The sequence below is a fragment of the Bacteroides sp. genome, from assembly GCF_028690125.1.
Taxonomy (GTDB): Bacteria; Bacteroidota; Bacteroidia; order Bacteroidales; family Bacteroidaceae; genus Bacteroides.
The window spans coordinates 122,041-141,926 of the sequence record NZ_JAQVBV010000007.1 but is presented as its reverse complement, the minus strand read 5'-3'; the positions used below and the strand labels follow the sequence as shown (position 1 = coordinate 141,926).

Below are 19,886 nucleotides of genomic sequence, written 5' to 3'. Positions count from 1 at the left end.
ACGATATTTTTTATATGATGACAAAAGAAGAACTGATGCGGAAAGCGATCGAACTTTCAAAAGAAAATGTGATTAATGGAGGAGGTCCCTTTGGAGCTGTCATAGCAAACAAAAAAGGTGAGATTATTGCTACTGGTGTAAATCGTGTAACAGCTTCCTGCGATCCTACCGCCCACGCGGAGGTAAGTGCGATTCGCGCTGCTGCTGCTAAACTCAATACTTTCGACTTGAACGGTTACGAAATATACACTTCATGTGAGCCTTGTCCAATGTGTTTAGGTGCTATCTACTGGGCACGATTAGATAAAATGTATTACGCCAATAATAAAACTGATGCTAAAAATATCGGCTTCGATGACTCATTCATCTATGACGAACTTGAATTAAAACCTACTGATAGAAAACTCCCTTCTGAAGTATTGCTACGCAATGAAGCCATCAAAGCTTTCGAAGAATGGAGTGCCAAAGAGGATAAGATAGAATATTAGCCTGATTAGTTCATATGTATGGTTTTTCTCCCTAAAATAAGTCTGCGCAAGTTAGTCACAGAAAATCAGATAAATAATTAAATATATTGCCTGAGAGTTCTAAAAGATTAAGGCTAGCTTTTATTTTGAATGAAACGGTAAAAGGTAAGTAATCTTTCAGGTTCTCAATTTGTTTTTTACTGGATTTATTTTATTCTGTTCACAGAGGTAAATTGAATTCAAGACTCGATATATAGCAATTAAATTATTCAGACTAAAATATCCATGAAAAGCGACTATCAAGATTTATCATACAAGCTCTCAGAGTTTAGTGTATCAACTTTACACTTTAGCGGTAATGATATACAATTTCACGTTCATCACCATGATGAGTATGAAATCGTCTTCATAAATTCAGGTTATGGACAACGAATTATTGGAGGTAAAGTCGATTCATATAGTAATGGAGATTTTGTTCTTGTAAATAGTATGATTTCACATACATGGTATCCAACAACAAGTAGTGCCAGTGTGACAGTAGTTCAATTTTCCAAACAAATACTCAATACCTTCTTGACTCTTCCCGAATTTTCATTTATTATTAAGCAATTTAAGTTACTCAACACCTATATACAGTTTTCCCCTCCAAACAAAACCATTTTATCTATTCTAGAAAAAACAGAAAAGGCAAATGGTATTGAAAAAGTTATAATTTTTATAAAACTGCTTAATACCATGTTTAAGCAAATTCATTCTATAATGAATATTACTACATCAATCAATTATAACCTCGATCAACAAAACCGAATCAATAAAATACTCAATTATATACAACAAAACTATCAAAATGAATTAACATTAAAAAATATTGCTAATAAGCACAATATGTCAGTAAGTAATCTATGCAAATTTTTTAAAAAGCACACGACACTTACATTCAGCCAATATATTAACCGACTACGCATTCATGCTTGTTGTGATAAATTAAACAATACAGATCTCTCAATTTCAACCATTGCGTATGAAAATGGATTCAATAATATTTCCTATTTCAATCGAGTATTCCTTATGGAAATGGGGTGCTCACCAAAGCAGTTCAGGACTAAAAATTCAAAATAGGATCATAACATTTCTAACCTAATTAGTTCATATCTGTAACCTTTCTATCACAGTAAGCCTGCTCAAGTTGATGATTCAGATTATCAGATTGATTAGTGAACCAAACATTTTGACTCCATCAAGTGAGCTTGCTTTACCATATATTGCTAAATCACAATCTATAAAACATTGTCTGTATCTATGTCATTTATAGTTCGCATAAGTGTTATAGGAGTTGCTTGTCCTGTTTCAAAAAAAATCATTATATCTCTATTTTTGCATATAAAGCTAAGTTTTTCATTACCCCAACGAATTCCGCATAAACTTGGGATGACGGTGACTCAGGTCTAAATCCAAAGTGAGAATATATAGCAAGTATACCTAAAATTTGACATAAATCAATCATCTTACGCAATTCCGCGACTTTAGCTTCTATATCTTATTTAGGGACTAGTCCAATGGTTGTGTTCACTCTGTAAAACTCCACACTCCACCTCCAAGTATCCCAATTAGTGTTGTAAAAGATATTCGTATTTGCTTAAAGCTTGTTTTAATTGATAAAATATATATATTTTATGATTATATATTATTGTATTACATACATAATTTACAAATATATTGTACTAGAATTGTTTTAGGTTCAAATTTGGAGATAGATTTTCTTTTTTAGCGATTAGATCATCCCAATATACTTTTTTGCCAGAGATAGCTGCTTCTCTTCCCAGCAATGCAGTTAGAGTTGAATTCGTTCCTGCTTTAATTTCATTAATGTAACGCTTGCTTTGAATACTATCGACAAATGATTTGCCCTTGTTTGTGTCTGCATCGAATATTCCATTCCCATTTTCCGCTTTCCAAGGATGTTCACCTTTAATAAATACACCGCCCGAGTAGTGAGTTTCTGCCCATCCTTTAGTTCCAATGAAACGTGCACTTACATCTCCAAACTCAGGACCGACTTGGTAACATTGAAGGGCTACATTTATGCTTTTAGGATATTCATAAATAATTTGATAATTTGTATAGGTGTCACCAAATCCTAAATTTCCTTTTTTATTGCACAAACCAATAGCTGACATAGGGGTTGATTCGAGTACCCAGTTACAAACATCTAGCATATGTATTGCCTGATCATTAAGTATACCTCCCGAAAGATTCAAGAAGTGAAAATGGTTTCTTATTCTGAATTCATCATCAGATGTTCCAATCGGTTTGTTTTGTGGTACTTCGCATGAGTTATAAAACAGTTGAACGGTAACAATATCTCCAATAGCACCGTCGTGAATTCGTTTTACCATTTCTTGGAATGGAGATGCATAGCGAATCTGATATCCAAATGTTACACTTTTATCTGATATGCCAGATGAACATTCCAATATTTTAAGAGTACCATACACATCGTGTGCAGAAGGTTTTTCACAATAAATATGTTTGTTTTCTTTTACAGCTGCTTCAAAAATAAATGGATGGGCATAAGCAGGAGTAGAGATAAGTACAGCATCCACATCTTTGTTGGCTAGTAATTGCTTATAGGCAGACTCTCCTCGATATATATTTTCTGGCTTTACTGCTGAAAGTCCTTTGGCAAGATTTAACTTGTTTACCGTTTCTAAAGCTCTATCTAATTTATCCTGAAAAAGATCAGCAAGAGCAATAATGTGTAAATTACTATTTCGAGACATTTCAGAAATGACACTTGTTCCGCGACCTCCACAACCAATAAATCCGATCCGGACAGGTTTGATATTATATGCATCAGTTCTTACACTAGAAAACAAATCTGCACAGACTAAGGGCGAAATCATTAGTGCTAATGAGGTTTTTATAAATTCTTTTCTTTTCATATCGCTACAATTTTAATAATATTATTTTTATTATTAATGTTTTACAACACAAAAATAGGTATTCATAATAAGATCGAATACAATTATATTATTATTTTATGATACTATATTGAATTATTCAAGAAACTATATTAAAACGGCTATCGGACTCGATCATTCCACAATGTAAAAAATACAAATACAAATCCCCGGCAATGCCTTAGACACTCGGCATTCCAGGGATTTTCCTTACACACAAAAGTTATTATAGAAATTGAAAACTGTTCTGTTAAAAGTGTAATCCTACAGTGAGGACTACTTTATGATTGTCATTGTTTAATTGTGTTCCTTCCAAATGCCTATTGAAGAAAGCATAGAAATCTTCTTTGTAATGACTATATTGATAGGCCATGTCTACATAAAACATTTCTCCGCGATAACCACACCCCAAAGTGTAATTATTAGTTCTTCCGGCATTTGCATATTCCGTATCCGTGCGGATTGAATTGTCCTGTAAATATTTAAAAGCACTCGACTTCATTGAAGCTGTAACATGATTATATCCCAAACGGAAAGCAAATTCCGGAGCCAATTTAAATTCAACTCCTGCACGGAACGTATGAACTCCATCCATCATTGTTTTCATGTCATCAGTCTGTTGCAGAGTCTCTCCATCAGGATTTTTCATCTTAGCAGATGAGTAATCCATATATTCATATTCCAAGCCTACTGCGGCAACAGAACCGAATGTATATCCTGTATTCAAATTAAACTTCCACGGTGTTACCAAACGATACTTAAACTCACCATCCATCGGATTACCGTTACGATCAACCGGTTCAGCAAACCCCGGTGCTAAACCTTCTACATTCAAATCATAATTAATAAATGCACGGTTACGCTCGGTTATGGAATAGAAAGTTGGAGTATGGATTGCACCTCCGATACGGAAAGAAGAACTTTCAATAGGACGCCAGATGAATCCTAACTTTAAATCAACTCCACTACCATCTGACCAGAAGTCATTACCCAGATCATAACCACCTTGTTCATTACCTTGTTTATCAGTAAAGTCCTCTTTATAAAGGCTTGTACGTTTATAGTCTATACTATATGCGCCAATAGTTGCACCCATATAAAAACGATCATAGAAATTGAAAGAGACATTGAAATCGTAAGAATGCAGACCTCCTCTTTCACGAGCTGTATAAGCTTGTCTTACCTTATCATCATCTTGATAATATGAAAGATAACCATTAAACTTTTCTCCCTCTTCCGGTTTTTCTGTATTTTCAATATATTCAGGAACAGCTAAATGTGCGTCATATCCCAATAGTCCAAGCCAAGGTATATCCGGATTCGTATAGGCATCTTTCCGGTTGAGAGTTTCTGGAAAGAATGATGCATGCTGACCATTATCATCTTCGTTCAGCATTCTTGCCATAGTCTCCGTTTGAGATGCTCCGAAAGTTCCGTTCATCACCATATTCTTATCAAAAGATTTCGTACGGCGATAATTGAAACCGAAATTCACAAAGCGTAAAGAGGAATAATTTCCTATCTTCGTTGAGAGCACAAATCCGGCATTATCAAAAGAGCCACGAAATTTATCTACACTTGGTCCGCCTGCTGATTGTTTGGAGCCTAAATTGGCAAAACCAAAAGATAGCATTACATCATTACTACGATATATACCAATTCCGGCAGGGTTGGTTCCCATAGTTGAGATGTCACCTCCTAATGCTCCCATAGCGCCACCCATACCAATGAAACGTGCAGTTCCATTCAAGTCACTCCCCATCCAACGATTGGCATCATAGATAGTAGGCTGTGCATACGCGCTACCCATACAAAAGAGAAGTGCACCAATTAGGGTTATTTTACCTATATTCTTCATAACTTTATATCTTTAGTCAATCCATTTACCTTCTTACTGTTATTTTGCCTATACTATCTTCTACTACCGCCGCCTGATGAACGCGAAGAGCCACCACCGGAACTACGTGAAGAACCACTACTACTGCCACCGCTACTACGAGAACTTCCACCGGAAGAAGGGCTACTATAAGATGGGCTACTGCTACGAGAAGGAGTATAGGATGGACTACTACTTCGGGAAGGAGTGTAGGACGGTGACGAACTGCGACTAGAACCCGGTGAATACGTTGAACTGCTACGAGTAGAGGACGAGCTGCCACGTGAATAGGTTGAACTTCCACGAGAAGATGAAGAAGAATTACCACGAGAGTAAGAAGAACTTCTACGAGTTTCAGTAGATGAACTCCGACGATAGGTGGATGGTTCTCTTGCAGTAGTTCCCGACGTATTATCACGTGTACTACTAGGACGCGTATATGTAGATGAACCACGACGAGATGCTTCGCCTCGAGTACCGGATGTTCCCTCAACACGGGAATTTGTAGGAACCCGAGTACCTACGACTCTTCCGTTGGATGATCCACGAACAGAACTTCCCTGATAGTTGGAACGGCTTCCCTCACCCCGTCTGGAGTAAGATGATGAACCACTACTATAACGGGCACGATTATTGGCATTCAGTACACTACGTCCACCATAATAAGGTCGGCTTACGCCTCCCCAGCTCGGGCCACCCCCCCAATGATGATGATGTCCCCATGAGCCACCGCCATACCAGCCACCCCAGTAGCTGCCATAATAATCAGGATAATATCCCCAACCACAGTAAGGACGGTTCCAGCCCCAGCCATAATTCCAGCCCCAGCCATAGTTCCAACCTGAACCATAGGAGTTGTAACGCCAATCCCACCAATATGGATTACCAAATGTAGGGAACGCATAAGCATAAAATCCATCGGTGTAAACGTTCCAGTCCCACGAATTAGCTCCATAGATCATATCCCAATAGAGAGGGCTATTGATGCTAACAGAGAAACGAGGATTACGGAAACGAATAATGCGTTCTGCATATTCATAATCTTCCTGGCTTCCGTCAAACTCACCATTCACCCATTCACCATCTAAATCAGAACTCCTCTCTCCTTTAATATATAAAGTATCATTCTCCACTTCGAACTCGTTGTCGCGAGCATCGTAACGGCGATTATATTCATCCACATCTCGTGTTTTTCCCTTACGGTCCTGAACAACGACCGTAGTACCCGGTGAGGTATAGATGTTGGTCGTGACCTGTCTCATCGGTTCCTTCTTGACCGGAGTTTCTTTTTTCTCCTTTTTGTCCTTAGAAGGGATGAAATAAAGGTCATCATCAGCGCTTTGTGCCCTCAGGCCTAGCGGGAGGCATAAAGCAATCAGCAGGAAATAAACAATCTTTTTCATATCATCTCGGTTTATATAATTACTTATACTTTTTCACTTTACAAAGATAAAGAAGAGATTCTCCATTAAAGGGAGATTTTCCCCAAACGATAATAGGGATTTCCCTATTATTTTTTCACAAATATATAAAAATGCTGATTCACAGCATACTATCTAACAATAAATTAGTATTAAATGTTGTAACATATCATTTTTTAGATTTTTTAATCGAACTTTTTCTGCCTTCGTTAGTAATATCATTAAGCACATCTAAATTTGCACCTCTTGTTGCTCAAACTACGAATGAATAGATTAAAAGTATTCTCTATCATGCTGAAACTTTCTACTTTTCGCAAATAAGAACAATTTTGATATTTCTGTATATCCACTAATAGTTTTTCTATTGTTAGCATCAATACGTCAAACACTTTCTGCAAAAGGGATTCAGAAACTAGGTTTTATTATAAATAGCCTTACCCAGTCTTTTCTTTTTATTTGAATATTTGACATAAATTTTACATGATCAATTAGAAAAGTTTCATCTACGCCCTGAACATAATCAGAGTAGTTATGTTACTCTATTCCGTATTAGATAATCAAAACCTTACTTATGAAAACAAAAATGTATTTAACCTTCCTTTCTGTATTTGGCCTAGGGATCTCAACAACGGCCTACGGATTTAACGTACTTCCACATGATACGTTAATGGTTCTACATGACACGCTACGAAATATTACTCTCAAAGAAGTAGTCATCATGAAACAGCTTAATCACCTGAACGAGATTTCCAAAGTAGATTTGAAGATCAATCCGGTCAATTCTTCACAAGAAGTATTACGCTTCGTTCCGGGATTATTCATTGCCCAGCATGCCGGAGGTGGAAAAGCTGAACAAATGTTCCTACGCGGATTCGATATCGATCACGGAACGGACATCAATATATCGGTAGACGGAATGCCCGTCAATATGGTGTCTCATGCCCACGGACAGGGATATGCCGACCTGCACTTTCTGCAGCCGGAGACTATTGAGTCGATTGATTTCGACAAAGGACCTTACAACGTGACTAAAGGTGACCTCGCTACGGCAGGGTACGTAGCTTTTAAAACTAAAGATCGGATGGAAAACGAAGGTGCTCTTGAAATCGGGCAATTCAACACCCAACGGATGAGGGCTTCGTTCTCCTTCCTCAATAACCAGAAAGAAAGTTTCTATGTCAGCAGTTCATTCCTGACGAGTGACGGATACTTTGACTCTCCACAGAACTTCAAGCGGTTCAACCTGATGACAAAATACACACATTGGAATACAGACTCACGGTTCAGCGTCATGCTGTCTCACTTCAATAGTACATGGAATGCTTCAGGACAGATTCCTCAACGTGCCGTAGACCAAGGAATTATCAGTCGTTTTGGAGCTCTGGACGATACAGAAGGCGGAAATACCGATCGGACTAACCTGAACCTGACGCATATGCAGATATTGGGTAATGGAGCCGAAATTAGGAGCACAGCCTGGATGTCCTACTATCGTTTCAACCTTTATTCCAACTTTACTTTTTTCCTGAACGATCCTGAAAACGGTGATCAGATCAACCAACGCGAGAACCGTCTACTGGGAGGAGCCAATTCCGAATATAACCAGACATTCCACGTAAAATCAAGCCACTGGCAACTGAAAGCGGGCATCGGATTCCGCTATGACCAGATTAACGACCTAGCCCTTTATCATACCATCAGCCGGCAGCGAATCGGAACATTTGCTCTGGGGGATGTAGGCGAAAGCAGTATGTTCGGATATGCAGGATTCAATATTGAATGGAAAAAATGGATGATTAACCCTGCCGTACGTCTGGATTATTTCAACTTCGATTATGTAGACCGTACACTAACAGAATATAAAGATCCGAAAGTTTCACAGGCAATTGTCAGCCCAAAACTCAACTTTATTTATCATATGAATTCTAACCTGCAATTCCTGCTTAAATTAGGAAAAGGATTTCATAGCAACGATGCCCGTGTGGTAGTGGTGCAAGATGGAAAAAAGGTGCTTCCTGCCGCTTATGGAGGAGATTTCGGAGTGCTATGGAAACCGCTGCCAACTCTGATGATTAACGCTACCGCATGGTATTTGTGGATGCAGCAGGAATTTGTTTATGTAGGCGACGAAGCTGTGGTGGAACCTAGTGGCAAGACTCGCAGAAACGGATTCGACTTCGGGCTGCGCTGGCAGTTCATCAACCGGTTCTACTTTCAGGCAGACTATACGTATAGCCATGCACGTGCAATTGACGAGCCGAAAGGTGAAAATTATGTTCCGCTGGCTCCTGTACATACCTTTGTCACCGGACTCAGTTACCAATGGAAAGCATTCACAGCAAGTCTGAAATGCCGTTATCTGGGCGACCGCCCTGCTAACGAAGATTATAGTCTCAAGGCAAAGGGATATTTCGTAGCAGATTTCAATGCTACTTATACGTATAAGAGATTCACCTTTGGAGCAACCATCGAGAATTTATTTAATACTTCGTGGGACGAAGCCCAGTTCTCTACCGAAACCCGTTTAGAAGGAGAGCCGGAGCCTGTGACCGAAATGCATTTCACACCGGGAACTCCTTTCAATGCGAGAGGCTTCATCAGTGTTCGTTTCTAAATTCCAAGTACTTAATTTAAAATTACTATTTCGTTGAATAAACTATATTATTAACCTAAAAACCATTAAAAGTATGTTTAAAGCTATGCTTATTGCCGGCTTGGGCGGATTTTTCGGTACTTGCGGACGGTATCTGGTCGGCAAGCTCGCCCATCACCTCTTTTCCTCTCCTTTCCCTTACGGTACCTTCGCGGTGAACGTCATCGGATGTTTCATCATCGGACTATTCTTCGGTATGGTGGAAAAGACACATCTGATTTCTTCGAATATGAACATCTTCCTGATTACAGGATTTTGCGGTGGTTTCACTACCTTTTCCTCTTTCTCCGACGATATGTACCTGCTGATGCAGAACAAGCATTGGGGATACTTCGGTCTCTACCTCGGACTAAGCGTTATTCTGGGTATTATCCTCGTATGGGTAGGACGAAGTTTGATAAAAGCAGTTTAATGAAACTTAAAAGCTTCGTTATTTAAATAGAAATCAAAGAACTTTTTGACCCACCCCCTGTTTAAGCAAGGTCAGGCATAGAGGTTCTGAACTATATCTATTATTTATTAAATCTTTTTAAAATTATGCATTTAACACCTAAAGAGATTGACAAACTCATGTTGCTTTCACTGGGTATGATTGCCGAAAGGCGTCTGAAGAAAGGACTGAAGTTGAATCATCCGGAAGCTGTGGCTTACATCACATCCACTGCTCTGGAAGGAGCCCGCGAGGGAAAAACATTGGAAGAAGTGATGACGAATGCCGCAAATGTTCTCAAGAAAGAGGATGTGATGGAAGGAGTAGCCGATATGATACAGCTCCTTCAGGTAGAAGCCGTATTCACGGACGGATCGCGTCTGGTGAGTATTCACAACCCTATTAAGTAATCTAAACTAATTTACCTAAATTGATTAATTATGAATACGAATAATCCTGCTGATTCCAAAGTGAATCAGAATGCTGCGACTGGTTATGAAACGCCGCAGGGAGTTTTCGAGGGGCTTCCGCCAATAGCTTATCCCAATACTCCGGGCTTTACGCCCGCCACTCCGATGGCTGTGGGCGGCGAACTACTGGTTGCCACTCCTATCGAGTATAACTTGAACCGTGAAACCGTAAAACTGGTGGTACGCAATACGGGTGACCGCCCTATCCAAATCGGTTCTCATTTTCACTTCTTCGAAGTAAATCGCTATATGGAGTTTGACCGTCCGGCATCGTTCGGCTATCATCTTAATATTCCGGCTACTACCGCCATCCGCTTCGAACCGGGTGAAGAAAAAGAAGTAGAACTCGTTACTTACGGAGGGAAACGCCGTGTGCTAGGCTTCAATGGTCTGACCATGGGATATAGCGGAGGAGAAGACTTCCCGACCTATTATCCTACGCGCATCAAAGCCATCAATAAGATGGAAAGATACGGATTCAAGAGTGTTCCGGAAGCTGAAGCTGAAGCGGAGTATGCAAATAAAAAATCTAAATAATAATAGATATGGCTACAATTTCAAGACAAGAATATAATAACCTGTTTGGACCGACCGTAGGCGATAAAATACGCCTAGGTAATACGGACTTGTATGTAGAGATTGAAAAGGACCTGCGGGTTTATGGAGACGAAGTAGTGTACGGAGGGGGAAAAACCATCCGCGACGGTATGGGACTCGCCAATACGATGACTTCTCGCGAGGGATCGCTCGATTTAGTTATTACCAATGTGACAATCATCGACGCTAACCTAGGTGTAGTAAAAGCCGACGTGGGTATCAAGGACGGTAAAATTGCCGGTATCGGCAAAGCCGGTAATCCGAATGTGATGCAAGGCGTTCACCCCGATCTAGTGACTGGTCCTTCTACCGATGCCATCTCCGGTGAGCACATGATTCTCACAGCTGCGGGTATAGACGGTCACGTGCACTTCATATCGCCACAACAGGCTTATAATTGCCTGAGCAATGGTATCACAACATTGGTAGGCGGCGGTATCGGTCCGACTGACGGTTCGAACGGAACTACAATCACTTCCGGCAAATGGAATCTTGAACGTATGCTTCAATCTGCCGAAGGATTGCCCATCAATACCGGATTCTTAGGCAAAGGAAACTGTTCCGTAGCCGAAGCTATCGACGAACAAATCGTTGCCGGTGCTTGCGGTCTGAAGATTCATGAAGACTGGGGTTCTACGCCTGCCGCTATCCGTACTGCCATGGCAGCTGCCGACCGTTATGACGTGCAGGTAGCTATCCACACGGACACATTGAACGAAGGCGGTTACGTGGAAGATACTATTTCTGCTATCGACGGACGTACCATCCATACTTACCACACTGAAGGTGCAGGTGGCGGCCACGCTCCCGACTTGCTGAAAGTGGCTTCTATGGCTAATATCCTTCCTTCTTCTACCAATCCGACCTTACCGTTCGGTATCAATTCACAGGCCGAATTATTCGACATGATTATGGTGTGCCACAACCTCAACCCAAAGATACCTTCAGATGTAGCATTCGCTGAAAGCCGCGTACGTCCAGAGACTCAGGCTGCCGAAAACGTGATGCACGACCTAGGCGTATTGTCTATGGTGTCATCCGACTCGCAAGCTATGGGACGTGTAGGAGAATCTTTTATGCGTACTTTCCAGATGGCCTCGTACATGAAGAAGGTTCGCGGTAAACTAATGGAAGACTCCACAGAAAATGATAACTTCCGCGTGTTGCGTTACATCGCCAAGATTACCATCAATCCTGCCATCACTTACGGTATCTCTGATATCCTGGGTTCGGTAGAAAAAGGTAAAATAGCAGACCTCGTGCTTTGGGAACCCGAATTTTTCGGCGCGAAACCGAAGCTCGTCATCAAAGGCGGCATGATTAACTGGGCGGATATGGGAGACCCGAACGCATCGTTGCCCACACCGCAGCCTTGCTATTATCGCCCGATGTTCGGTGCTTTCGGCAAGACTTTACCAAAAACAGGAATTTCCTTCGTTTCGAGAGCTGCTTTCGACCTTGGCATCAAGGAAAAACTGGGATTGGAACGAATCGTATTCCCGGTACGCCGCACACGACAATTGACTAAGTGTGATATGGTACGTAACGGTGCTATGCCTAAGATTGAAGTAAACCCGGAAACATTCGATGTATTTGTAGACGGAGTACGCGCCTACATACCACCTGCAAAAGAATTTCCTTTGGCACAATTATATTGGTTTAGTTAAGGTTTTCTCTAGGGAGCCGGTGTTATACACAAACACACCGCTCCCTAAAATTATTATTCAACAGAATTTATAATCTACAAGCGATATGAAAATATATACTGAGATAATAGGAAATATGTATCAGACTCCCGAATGGGCTGAGAAGCTGAAAAATGCAGAAATCGAGTCTATCTATCTAGACCAGTGGACTGCACAAAAAAGCCGTTTCCTCGCCAAGAGCGACAAAGGAGAAGAATATCCCATTGCACTCAAACGCCATTCACAGGTAATAGACGGAGATATTATTTATTATTCACCCGAAGAGAACAAGGCTATCGTACTTCGTATTGAGCTAAGCCCCGTTCTGGTGATAGACATGAGTGCACTTGAAAAGATAGATCCGGAAACAATGATTCGTATTTCCGTTGAACTGGGTCATGCCATCGGCAACCAGCACTGGCCGGCAGTAGTAAAAGGAACGAAAGTGTATGTACCACTGACAGTAGACAAGAAGGTCATGCTGAGCGTAATGGAGACACACCACATCGAAGGCATCACCTACGAATTTCAGAAAGGACTGGAAATCATTCCCTATCTGGCTCCTCACGAAATCAGACGCTTGTTCGGTGGCGCCGGGCAAGAAAGCCACTCCCACGAAGACGGGCACAATGCCTATCATCCACACACCCACCCTCACCAACATTAACCTACAATGAGTGAAGGTATGAATAAGAAGATAACAACCGTCATGAGGCTGCTCCAATTTACGGACTCGGCTTTTCCGGTAGGCACGTTCTCATTCTCGAACGGACTGGAAACTGCTGCTCATGAGGGTATAGTATATAATGCCGATACACTGGAACAGTATGCACATGCCATAGCCCTGCAAGCCGCCTACAGCGACGGAGTAATTGCTTTGCATGCCTTCCGTGCCGCCAAAGAGGACAAGTATGAAGCACTGGTCGATGCCGACCGGAAACTCATACTTTTCAAAATGAATGAGGAAGCACGGCAGATGCTTCAGCGGATGGGTAAAAAACTGGCGGAACTGGGGACACACATTTTCAGCCAACCTATCTTACAGAAGTGGTTGGACGACATTCGTGATGAGAAGACTCCGGGAACTTATCCGGTTGCGCAAGCACTTGCCTTCGCTCTGGCAGAACTATCCGAAGAAGAATTGTTCTGCTCGCACCAATATGGTGTAATAAATATGGTATTGAGTGCAGCTCTCCGGTGCGTGAAAGTGTCTCATTACGACACGCAACGAATTTTGTTCAAACTTAGCGAGCAGTCGCAGGATTTATACGAAGAAGTTCGCACCATGACCTTTGAAGATATGAACGCATTCGTTCCCCAGATTGATATTCTGGCGTCTCTGCACGAAAAAGGAAATATGCGTATGTTTATGAATTGATAGTATTATAAAAAACAAATAGAATTATGAGCACATGTAGAATTGGAGTCGGCGGACCTGTCGGTTCAGGTAAAACCGCCCTTATAGAAGCTATCACCCCGCGTCTGTTGAATCTGGGCATGAAAGTATTGATTATCACAAATGATATTGTAACCACGGAAGATGCCAAGCACGTACGCAAGATGCTGAAAGGTATCTTACTGGAAGAACGCATCATCGGTGTGGAAACAGGTGCCTGCCCTCACACGGCCGTACGTGAAGACCCATCAATGAACATCGCCGCTGTAGAGGAAATGGAAGCTAAATTTCCCGATGGAGACATCGTACTGATTGAATCGGGAGGTGACAACCTGACGCTGACTTTCAGTCCTGCGCTGGTGGATTTCTTCATCTACGTGATTGACGTGGCTGCGGGTGACAAGATTCCTCGTAAAGATGGTCCGGGCATCTCGCAATCGGACATTCTGGTGATTAACAAGACCGATCTTGCCCCGTATGTAAACGCCAGTCTGGAAGTGATGAGACACGACTCAGAACTGATGCGTCCCGGCAAGCCGTTTGTCTTCACCAACTGTATGACGGGCGAAGGTATCGACGACTTAGTAGACTTGATTTTCCGTATGGCTTTGTTCGATAAAAAGGAAAAGGAGTAACCAACTATGATTGCCGATTCATTAACCAAAGAGCGAACGGCGCGGCCGGCAGTGGATTTCTCCACTGCACGCGAGATGAAACCTTATCTGGAAGAACCGAAGGCAATGTATGTCGGTGCTCCGGGTAAACATGGGTACCTCAATCTCGGCTTCGAGATTGATCCCCGTGGCAAGTGCATCCTACGTGATCTGGACCGCCGAGCGCCACTCATCGTCCAACAGGAATTGTACTTCGATGAGGAAATGCCGGAAATGCCCTGTGTTTATATCCTTTCGTCCGGAGGTCCGAACGTGGACGGTGACCGGTATCAACAGGATATTACTGTGCGGAAAGATGCTTTTGCATTCATCTCTACCGGTGCTGCCACAAAACTTGCCGAAATGCATTACAATTACTCCGGTCTGGTGCAGAATATCACACTTGAAGAGGGAGCGTATCTGGAATTCCTCCCTGAGCCGATGATTCCTTGCCACCATACCCGTTTTATCTCCGACACTCGTCTGCGAATAGCCCCTTCGGCTACCGTTTTCTATTCGGAGATTTTCATGGGCGGACGAAAGTATTATAAAGATGGCGAACTATTTGCTTACGATGTGTTGTCGGTATGCTCGCATGGAGAAAGACTAAACGGTGAACAACTATTCCGGGAAAAATTTGTGATTTGCCCCGATAAACAGAATCCGAAAGTCCTCGGAATAATGGATAAGTACGATGTATTTGCCAATGTCATCGTGATGACTCCCAAAGAAAATGCGGATCATATCTATGCGAAAGCGACGGCTTTTATCGATAGAGAACGGAAGATTGCTGCAGGCATCACGCATCTGCCGAATGACAGCGGACTGTTGTACAAAGTACTTGGTATGGAGCCGGGTCCAGTGAAAAAACGGGTACGCGAGTTTTGTTCGCTGGTACGTCAGGAGATAAAAGGACGACCGTTGCCCGAAGAATTTCCGTGGCGGTAAGTGGCGGGAGTTACTCACATTAAACTAACACTTATCTAATATTCAGAATTATGATTAATGACCATGTAATCAAGTCTCCCGGTATCACGGAATATATCCGTGCGATACTGCGAGGCAGCGGGCAAGTAATGTTCCAAGGCAGTGCTTGGACCGGTCTGCTATTCCTTTGTGGGATATTCTGGGGAGCCTATCAGGAAGGACAGGCTGCCGTGGCATGGGGAGCGCTAGTAGGCGTTGTTGTCTCTACGCTTGCCGGCTATGTATTGCACCAACCAAGAAATGACGGTGCAGAAGGTCTTTGGGGATTCAACGGTATTTTGGTAGGATGCGCCTTCCCCACTTTTCTAGGTAACACTTTACTAATGTGGCTCGCATTGATTTTCTGCTCCATACTCACGGTCTGGGTACGGACAGGATTCAACAATGTGATGGTTCCGTGGAAAACCAATTCTTTCACTTTCCCATTTGTTTTCATGACTTGGATATTCCTTTATGCGGCACGGATGTTGCAAGGGATGCCTCCGGAATATATGTCGGCGCCCGAATTAACAGCACATCTTTCTTCTTCACTCGATGTGAGTTTCGGTTCACTAGTGGTCTATTGGCTGAAAGGTATCGCACAGGTGTTCCTTATCAATTCATGGGTGACGGGCGTTTTCTTTCTGGCAGCTTTGTTTGTCAGTAGCCGTTGGGCGGCTTTGTGGGCGGCTATCGGTTCAGCTCTTTCGCTTGCCATCGTATTGCTATATCAAGGTCCAGGTAGCGACATTGCCAATGGACTTTACGGATTCAGCCCTGTGCTGACAGCCATCGCTCTAGGATGTACGTTCTACAAACCTAACTGGCGATCTGCTATCTGGGCGTTGCTGGGTATTGTTGCGACTGTGTTTATTCAGGCAGGCATGAATGCCATGATGTTACCGTTCGGTATGCCTACGTTCACGGCTCCGTTCTGTCTTGCTACATGGTTGTTCCTGCTTCCCCTCTATAAATTTGACAATAAGGAGCCGGACCACTCGCAATGGCATAAAAAGGCTGCTAATAAATAACGATATACAATGACCGGACAGAGTATAAATATGGATACGATGTCCCTCCGCTGGGGGCACTTCCGAGTGCTGATTATCGCCTCTATGGGGCAGATAATCGGTGCCGGACTGGCAACGTTGGTAGGGATAATCCTCCCTATGATTCAGATGCTCCGTCATCCGGAGCTAACATCGTTGCAACAAGGACTTATTGGCTGTACCAGTCTGATTGGTATCACCATCGGTTCGCTGATTTTCGGACGGTTGAGTGACAAATACGGTTATCTTTTCTTCTTCCGCCTGTGTCCCCTCATCGTATTGGGAGCTTCACTTTTAGCTTATTTTACATCCGACCTTCTTTGGTTGGTAGTGGGACTTTTCTTAATGGGTCTGGGCATTGGCGGAGGATATAGTCTTGATTCGGATTATATATCGGAAATCATGCCAAAACGCTGGCGACTGTTCATGGTGGGTGTGGCAAAAGCTTCGTCATCATTGGGAAATATTCTAGTAGCACTGATCTGCTTCTTCTTGCTGAAAGACTGGCAGAATCCGGAGTTGTGGAACAGGTTGCTGCTAATTATTGCGGTATTTGCATTGTTCATGATTCTGACGCGCATCCGCTTTGCTCAAAGTCCGGGTTGGCTGATGGCGCACGGTCGTCCGGCAGATGCAGAGTCAGCAGTGAGGTATTTTCTTGGTAAGGATGTGGAGGTGATAGAAAAGGGACAAACTGAAGGAAAAGAAATTCATCATCACATCGGATCAGATCTGGAGGTAGGAGAAATTCGTAATCGTCCTAAGAAAAAAGACGTGCCGAAGGTATCGTGGGGAAATCTATTTCATGGAAAAAACTTGAAAAGGGTGATTTTCAGTGGTATTCCCTGGGCCTGTGAAGGATTAGGAGTTTATGGTATCGGAGTGTTTCTGCCAATACTAGTGATGGCTTTGGGATTAGAATCGTCATCGAGCAGTGTTGCTGCGAACGGTATTCACCGGATTACCAATTCGTTAGAGATCACAACATGGATAAACTTTTTCATCCTTCCGGGGTTTGCGCTAGGACTGTTTCTGGTGAACAGGTGGTATCATGTCCGGATTCAGGTATGGGGATTTATTCTTTGTGCTATCGGATTGATCGTACTATTGGTAGCATATAAATATCATATGCCTATATGGATTGCCATTGCCGGATTTATGATGTTCGAATTGTTCCTCAATGCGGGACCTCACTTGATGACATTCATCATTCCTTCGCAGATTTATCCGGTTACCGACCGAGGCGAAGGTGCAGGACTGGCTGCAGCTATCGGAAAAGTAGGAGCGGTACTAGGGGTATTGTTCATTCCTATGTTATTGTCTTGGGGAGGGGCGGAACTAGTCCTGCTGGTTTCCATTGTCGTTCAGGTGATTGGTGCTGTAGTAACCGGAGTTTTCGGTAAGGAGGTTCTTCCGGACAATAAAAATCATCACACTGAAGTTAAATAATTGTTTAATTTTTAAAATGAATTCAATATGCATATGGCAGATGCACTCGTCTCTCCTATAGTAGCAGGGACGATGGGAATAATATCAGGCACTCTCGTTGTTATAGCCGCAAAGAAAATAAGAAAGAGTCAGACCGAAAATATCGTGCCTCTCATGGGCGTGATGGGTGCTTTCATCTTTGCGGCACAAATGATTAACTTTACCATTCCGGGTACGGGCTCCAGTGGACATATTGTAGGTGGTATATTACTAGCGGCATTATTGGGACCCTGCCCGGCACTCATCACGTTGGCTTCGGTGCTGATTATACAATGCCTTATTTTTGCAGATGGCGGATTGATGGCTCTCGGCTGTAACATTTTCAATATGGCGGTCTGTGCATGCCTGATTGCTTATCCACTGGTGTTCAAACCTTTGATGAAATATCCCGCTTCTCTTAGTAAAATTATCTGGGTGTCTGTATTTACCTGCGTAATAAGTCTCGAACTGGGCGCACTGGCTGTCACTATAGAAACGGAAGCTTCCGGAATCACTGCCTTGCCGATATCGCAATTTCTGATGTTCATGACTCCTATCCATCTTGCTATCGGTATCGGAGAGGGACTTGCCACGGCTGTCGTACTCTATTTCGTACAAAAGTATAAACCGGAGCTACTGATGCAGGTACGTCAATCGGAACCCGCTGAATCGAGTAAAACACGTTTCGGAAAGGCGATACTGGTATTTGCTATACTGGCTTTGATTATCGGAGGAACTTTCAGTTGGACGGCATCATCGAATCCTGACGGACTCGAATGGTCTGTCTTCAACGTAACGGGACAAACGGAACCTCCTGTCAGCATCCAGAGCAAGGTGTACGACATTGCTCAGAGCATTCAGGGAAAAACAGCAGTCATACCCGATTACGATACGACATTCGCCGGAATTATCGGTGGTATCATTGTTGTATTAATTATTTGGGTACTTTCCAGTCTGCTACAATATAAAAAGAAAATATTGCCGAAACACAATGAATAAACTGGAGAAAGGTATATACGAACTGAACAGAATGGAACAGACTTCGGAACAAAGTAGTCCGCTCCACAAACTCGATGCAAGAGCAAAATTACTTGTTACGCTCCTGTTTCTGTTTTTTGTATTATCGCTTTCGCTCAATGATCTGGCAGGATTAATTCTGTGTCTCATTTATCCTATCGTTTCATGCACCATGGCAGGTATCAGCTACGGAGTTGTTTTCAAGCGTTCGCTCATCGTGTTACCTTTTATTGTTTTCATCGGTATTTTCAATCCGATACTGGACAAGCAGGTTGTTTTTTATGTGAATGGAATAGGAATTACTGCCGGATGGATTAGCTTTCTATCTATCATTATACGGGGACTCATTTCTGTGCAGGCAGTGTTTATCCTGATTTTAACTACCGGTTTCTATAACGTATGCAGAGGTCTGGGACGTCTGGGTATACCTTCGCTGCTGACTACACAATTGCTATTCGTTTATCGCTATATATCGGTACTTATGCAGGAAGCTTTGAGCATGGACAGGGCACGAGCGGCGCGAAGTTTTGGACGGAAATCGTATCCATTCAAGATGTGGGGAGTCTTTATCGGGCAACTACTTATCCGCACCATCGACCGTTCGGAACGCATTCACCGTGCCATGTTGGCAAGAGGATTTACGGGAAATATCGAAGGAAATTCTCACTCTGTTTGGCGGACGAAGGAGACGTTGTTTGTCGTTCTCTGGATATGCTTGTTTTTACTATTGAAAATCTATCATCCAACCGAGTTGTTTAATGTATTCACGAATTCTTAAC

The 19,886-nt window shown here is 42.5% G+C and carries 17 protein-coding genes and 1 pseudogene; 15 read left to right on the top strand and 3 right to left on the bottom strand.

The window, feature by feature from the left end; genetic code table 11:
• The first annotated feature begins 17 nt into the window (after window positions 1-17).
• Together PHO71_RS06800 and PHO71_RS06795 are read left to right on the top strand one after the other, a co-directional pair.
• Window positions 18-488 (top strand): nucleoside deaminase, encoded by a 471-nt coding sequence (locus PHO71_RS06800; protein WP_300200935.1) that lies wholly within the window; start codon window positions 18-20, stop codon window positions 486-488.
• 264 nt (window positions 489-752) lie between these two features.
• Window positions 753-1,586: an AraC family transcriptional regulator gene (locus tag PHO71_RS06795; protein ID WP_300200793.1), complete on the top strand. Its 834-nt coding sequence runs from the start codon at window positions 753-755 to the stop codon at window positions 1,584-1,586.
• A gap of 602 nt (window positions 1,587-2,188) precedes the next feature.
• Here the strand turns inward: PHO71_RS06795 and PHO71_RS06790 are convergent.
• The 3 genes from PHO71_RS06790 to PHO71_RS06780 form a co-directional block, all read right to left on the bottom strand.
• On the bottom strand, window positions 2,189-3,409 hold the full coding sequence (locus PHO71_RS06790; protein ID WP_300200790.1) for a Gfo/Idh/MocA family oxidoreductase: 1,221 nt from the start codon (window positions 3,407-3,409) through the stop codon (window positions 2,189-2,191).
• Between the two features lie 268 nt (window positions 3,410-3,677).
• Window positions 3,678-5,189, bottom strand: a complete 1,512-nt coding sequence (locus PHO71_RS06785; protein ID WP_300200934.1) for a hypothetical protein — start codon at window positions 5,187-5,189, stop codon at window positions 3,678-3,680.
• A gap of 149 nt (window positions 5,190-5,338) precedes the next feature.
• The gene (locus PHO71_RS06780; protein ID WP_300200787.1) at window positions 5,339-6,706 is read right to left on the bottom strand and encodes a hypothetical protein; all 1,368 of its coding nucleotides are present in this window, start codon (window positions 6,704-6,706) and stop codon (window positions 5,339-5,341) included.
• A gap of 589 nt (window positions 6,707-7,295) precedes the next feature.
• On the opposite strand from PHO71_RS06780, the gene PHO71_RS06775 reads away from it, so the two are divergent.
• The 13 genes and pseudogenes from PHO71_RS06775 to cbiQ all read left to right on the top strand — a co-directional run bounded on the left by PHO71_RS06775 (window position 7,296) and on the right by cbiQ (window position 19,885).
• Window positions 7,296-9,338 carry a TonB-dependent receptor gene (locus PHO71_RS06775; RefSeq protein ID WP_300200784.1) on the top strand — a complete coding sequence of 681 codons (2,043 nt, stop codon included), beginning with the start codon at window positions 7,296-7,298 and terminating at the stop codon, window positions 9,336-9,338.
• 73 nt (window positions 9,339-9,411) lie between these two features.
• A complete protein-coding gene (crcB, locus tag PHO71_RS06770; protein ID WP_300200782.1) occupies window positions 9,412-9,789 on the top strand; it encodes a fluoride efflux transporter CrcB in 378 nt (125 codons plus the stop codon).
• A 125-nt stretch (window positions 9,790-9,914) separates the two neighbouring features.
• Window positions 9,915-10,217 (top strand): urease subunit gamma, encoded by a 303-nt coding sequence (locus PHO71_RS06765; protein WP_300200779.1) that lies wholly within the window; start codon window positions 9,915-9,917, stop codon window positions 10,215-10,217.
• 165 nt (window positions 10,218-10,382) lie between these two features.
• Window positions 10,383-10,679, top strand: a pseudogene (locus tag PHO71_RS26180) (urease subunit beta); the annotation flags it as partial.
• Between the two features lie 143 nt (window positions 10,680-10,822).
• On the top strand, window positions 10,823-12,541 hold the full coding sequence (locus PHO71_RS06755) for an urease subunit alpha (protein WP_300200773.1): 1,719 nt from the start codon (window positions 10,823-10,825) through the stop codon (window positions 12,539-12,541).
• Window positions 12,542-12,626: 85 nt separating this feature from the next.
• Window positions 12,627-13,226, top strand: coding sequence for an urease accessory protein UreE (gene ureE, locus PHO71_RS06750; RefSeq protein WP_300200771.1), 600 nt, complete (start codon window positions 12,627-12,629; stop codon window positions 13,224-13,226).
• A gap of 18 nt (window positions 13,227-13,244) precedes the next feature.
• Complete coding sequence (locus PHO71_RS06745; RefSeq protein WP_300200768.1) at window positions 13,245-13,937, top strand: urease accessory protein UreF; 693 nt, start codon at window positions 13,245-13,247, stop codon at window positions 13,935-13,937.
• 26 nt (window positions 13,938-13,963) lie between these two features.
• On the top strand, window positions 13,964-14,590 hold the full coding sequence (ureG, locus tag PHO71_RS06740; RefSeq protein WP_300200765.1) for an urease accessory protein UreG: 627 nt from the start codon (window positions 13,964-13,966) through the stop codon (window positions 14,588-14,590).
• A gap of 6 nt (window positions 14,591-14,596) precedes the next feature.
• Window positions 14,597-15,556 carry an urease accessory protein UreD gene (locus PHO71_RS06735; RefSeq protein WP_300200763.1) on the top strand — a complete coding sequence of 320 codons (960 nt, stop codon included), beginning with the start codon at window positions 14,597-14,599 and terminating at the stop codon, window positions 15,554-15,556.
• 50 nt (window positions 15,557-15,606) lie between these two features.
• On the top strand, window positions 15,607-16,605 hold the full coding sequence (yut, locus tag PHO71_RS06730) for an urea transporter (protein WP_300200760.1): 999 nt from the start codon (window positions 15,607-15,609) through the stop codon (window positions 16,603-16,605).
• Between the two features lie 9 nt (window positions 16,606-16,614).
• Window positions 16,615-18,072, top strand: coding sequence for an MFS transporter (locus PHO71_RS06725; RefSeq protein ID WP_300200757.1), 1,458 nt, complete (start codon window positions 16,615-16,617; stop codon window positions 18,070-18,072).
• Window positions 18,073-18,099: 27 nt separating this feature from the next.
• Complete coding sequence (locus tag PHO71_RS06720) at window positions 18,100-19,089, top strand: energy-coupling factor ABC transporter permease (RefSeq protein WP_300200755.1); 990 nt, start codon at window positions 18,100-18,102, stop codon at window positions 19,087-19,089.
• The gene (gene cbiQ, locus PHO71_RS06715; RefSeq protein WP_300200752.1) at window positions 19,082-19,885 is read left to right on the top strand and encodes a cobalt ECF transporter T component CbiQ; all 804 of its coding nucleotides are present in this window, start codon (window positions 19,082-19,084) and stop codon (window positions 19,883-19,885) included. The genes PHO71_RS06720 and cbiQ overlap by 8 nt, the downstream gene beginning before the upstream one ends.
• Window position 19,886 lies beyond the last annotated feature (1 nt).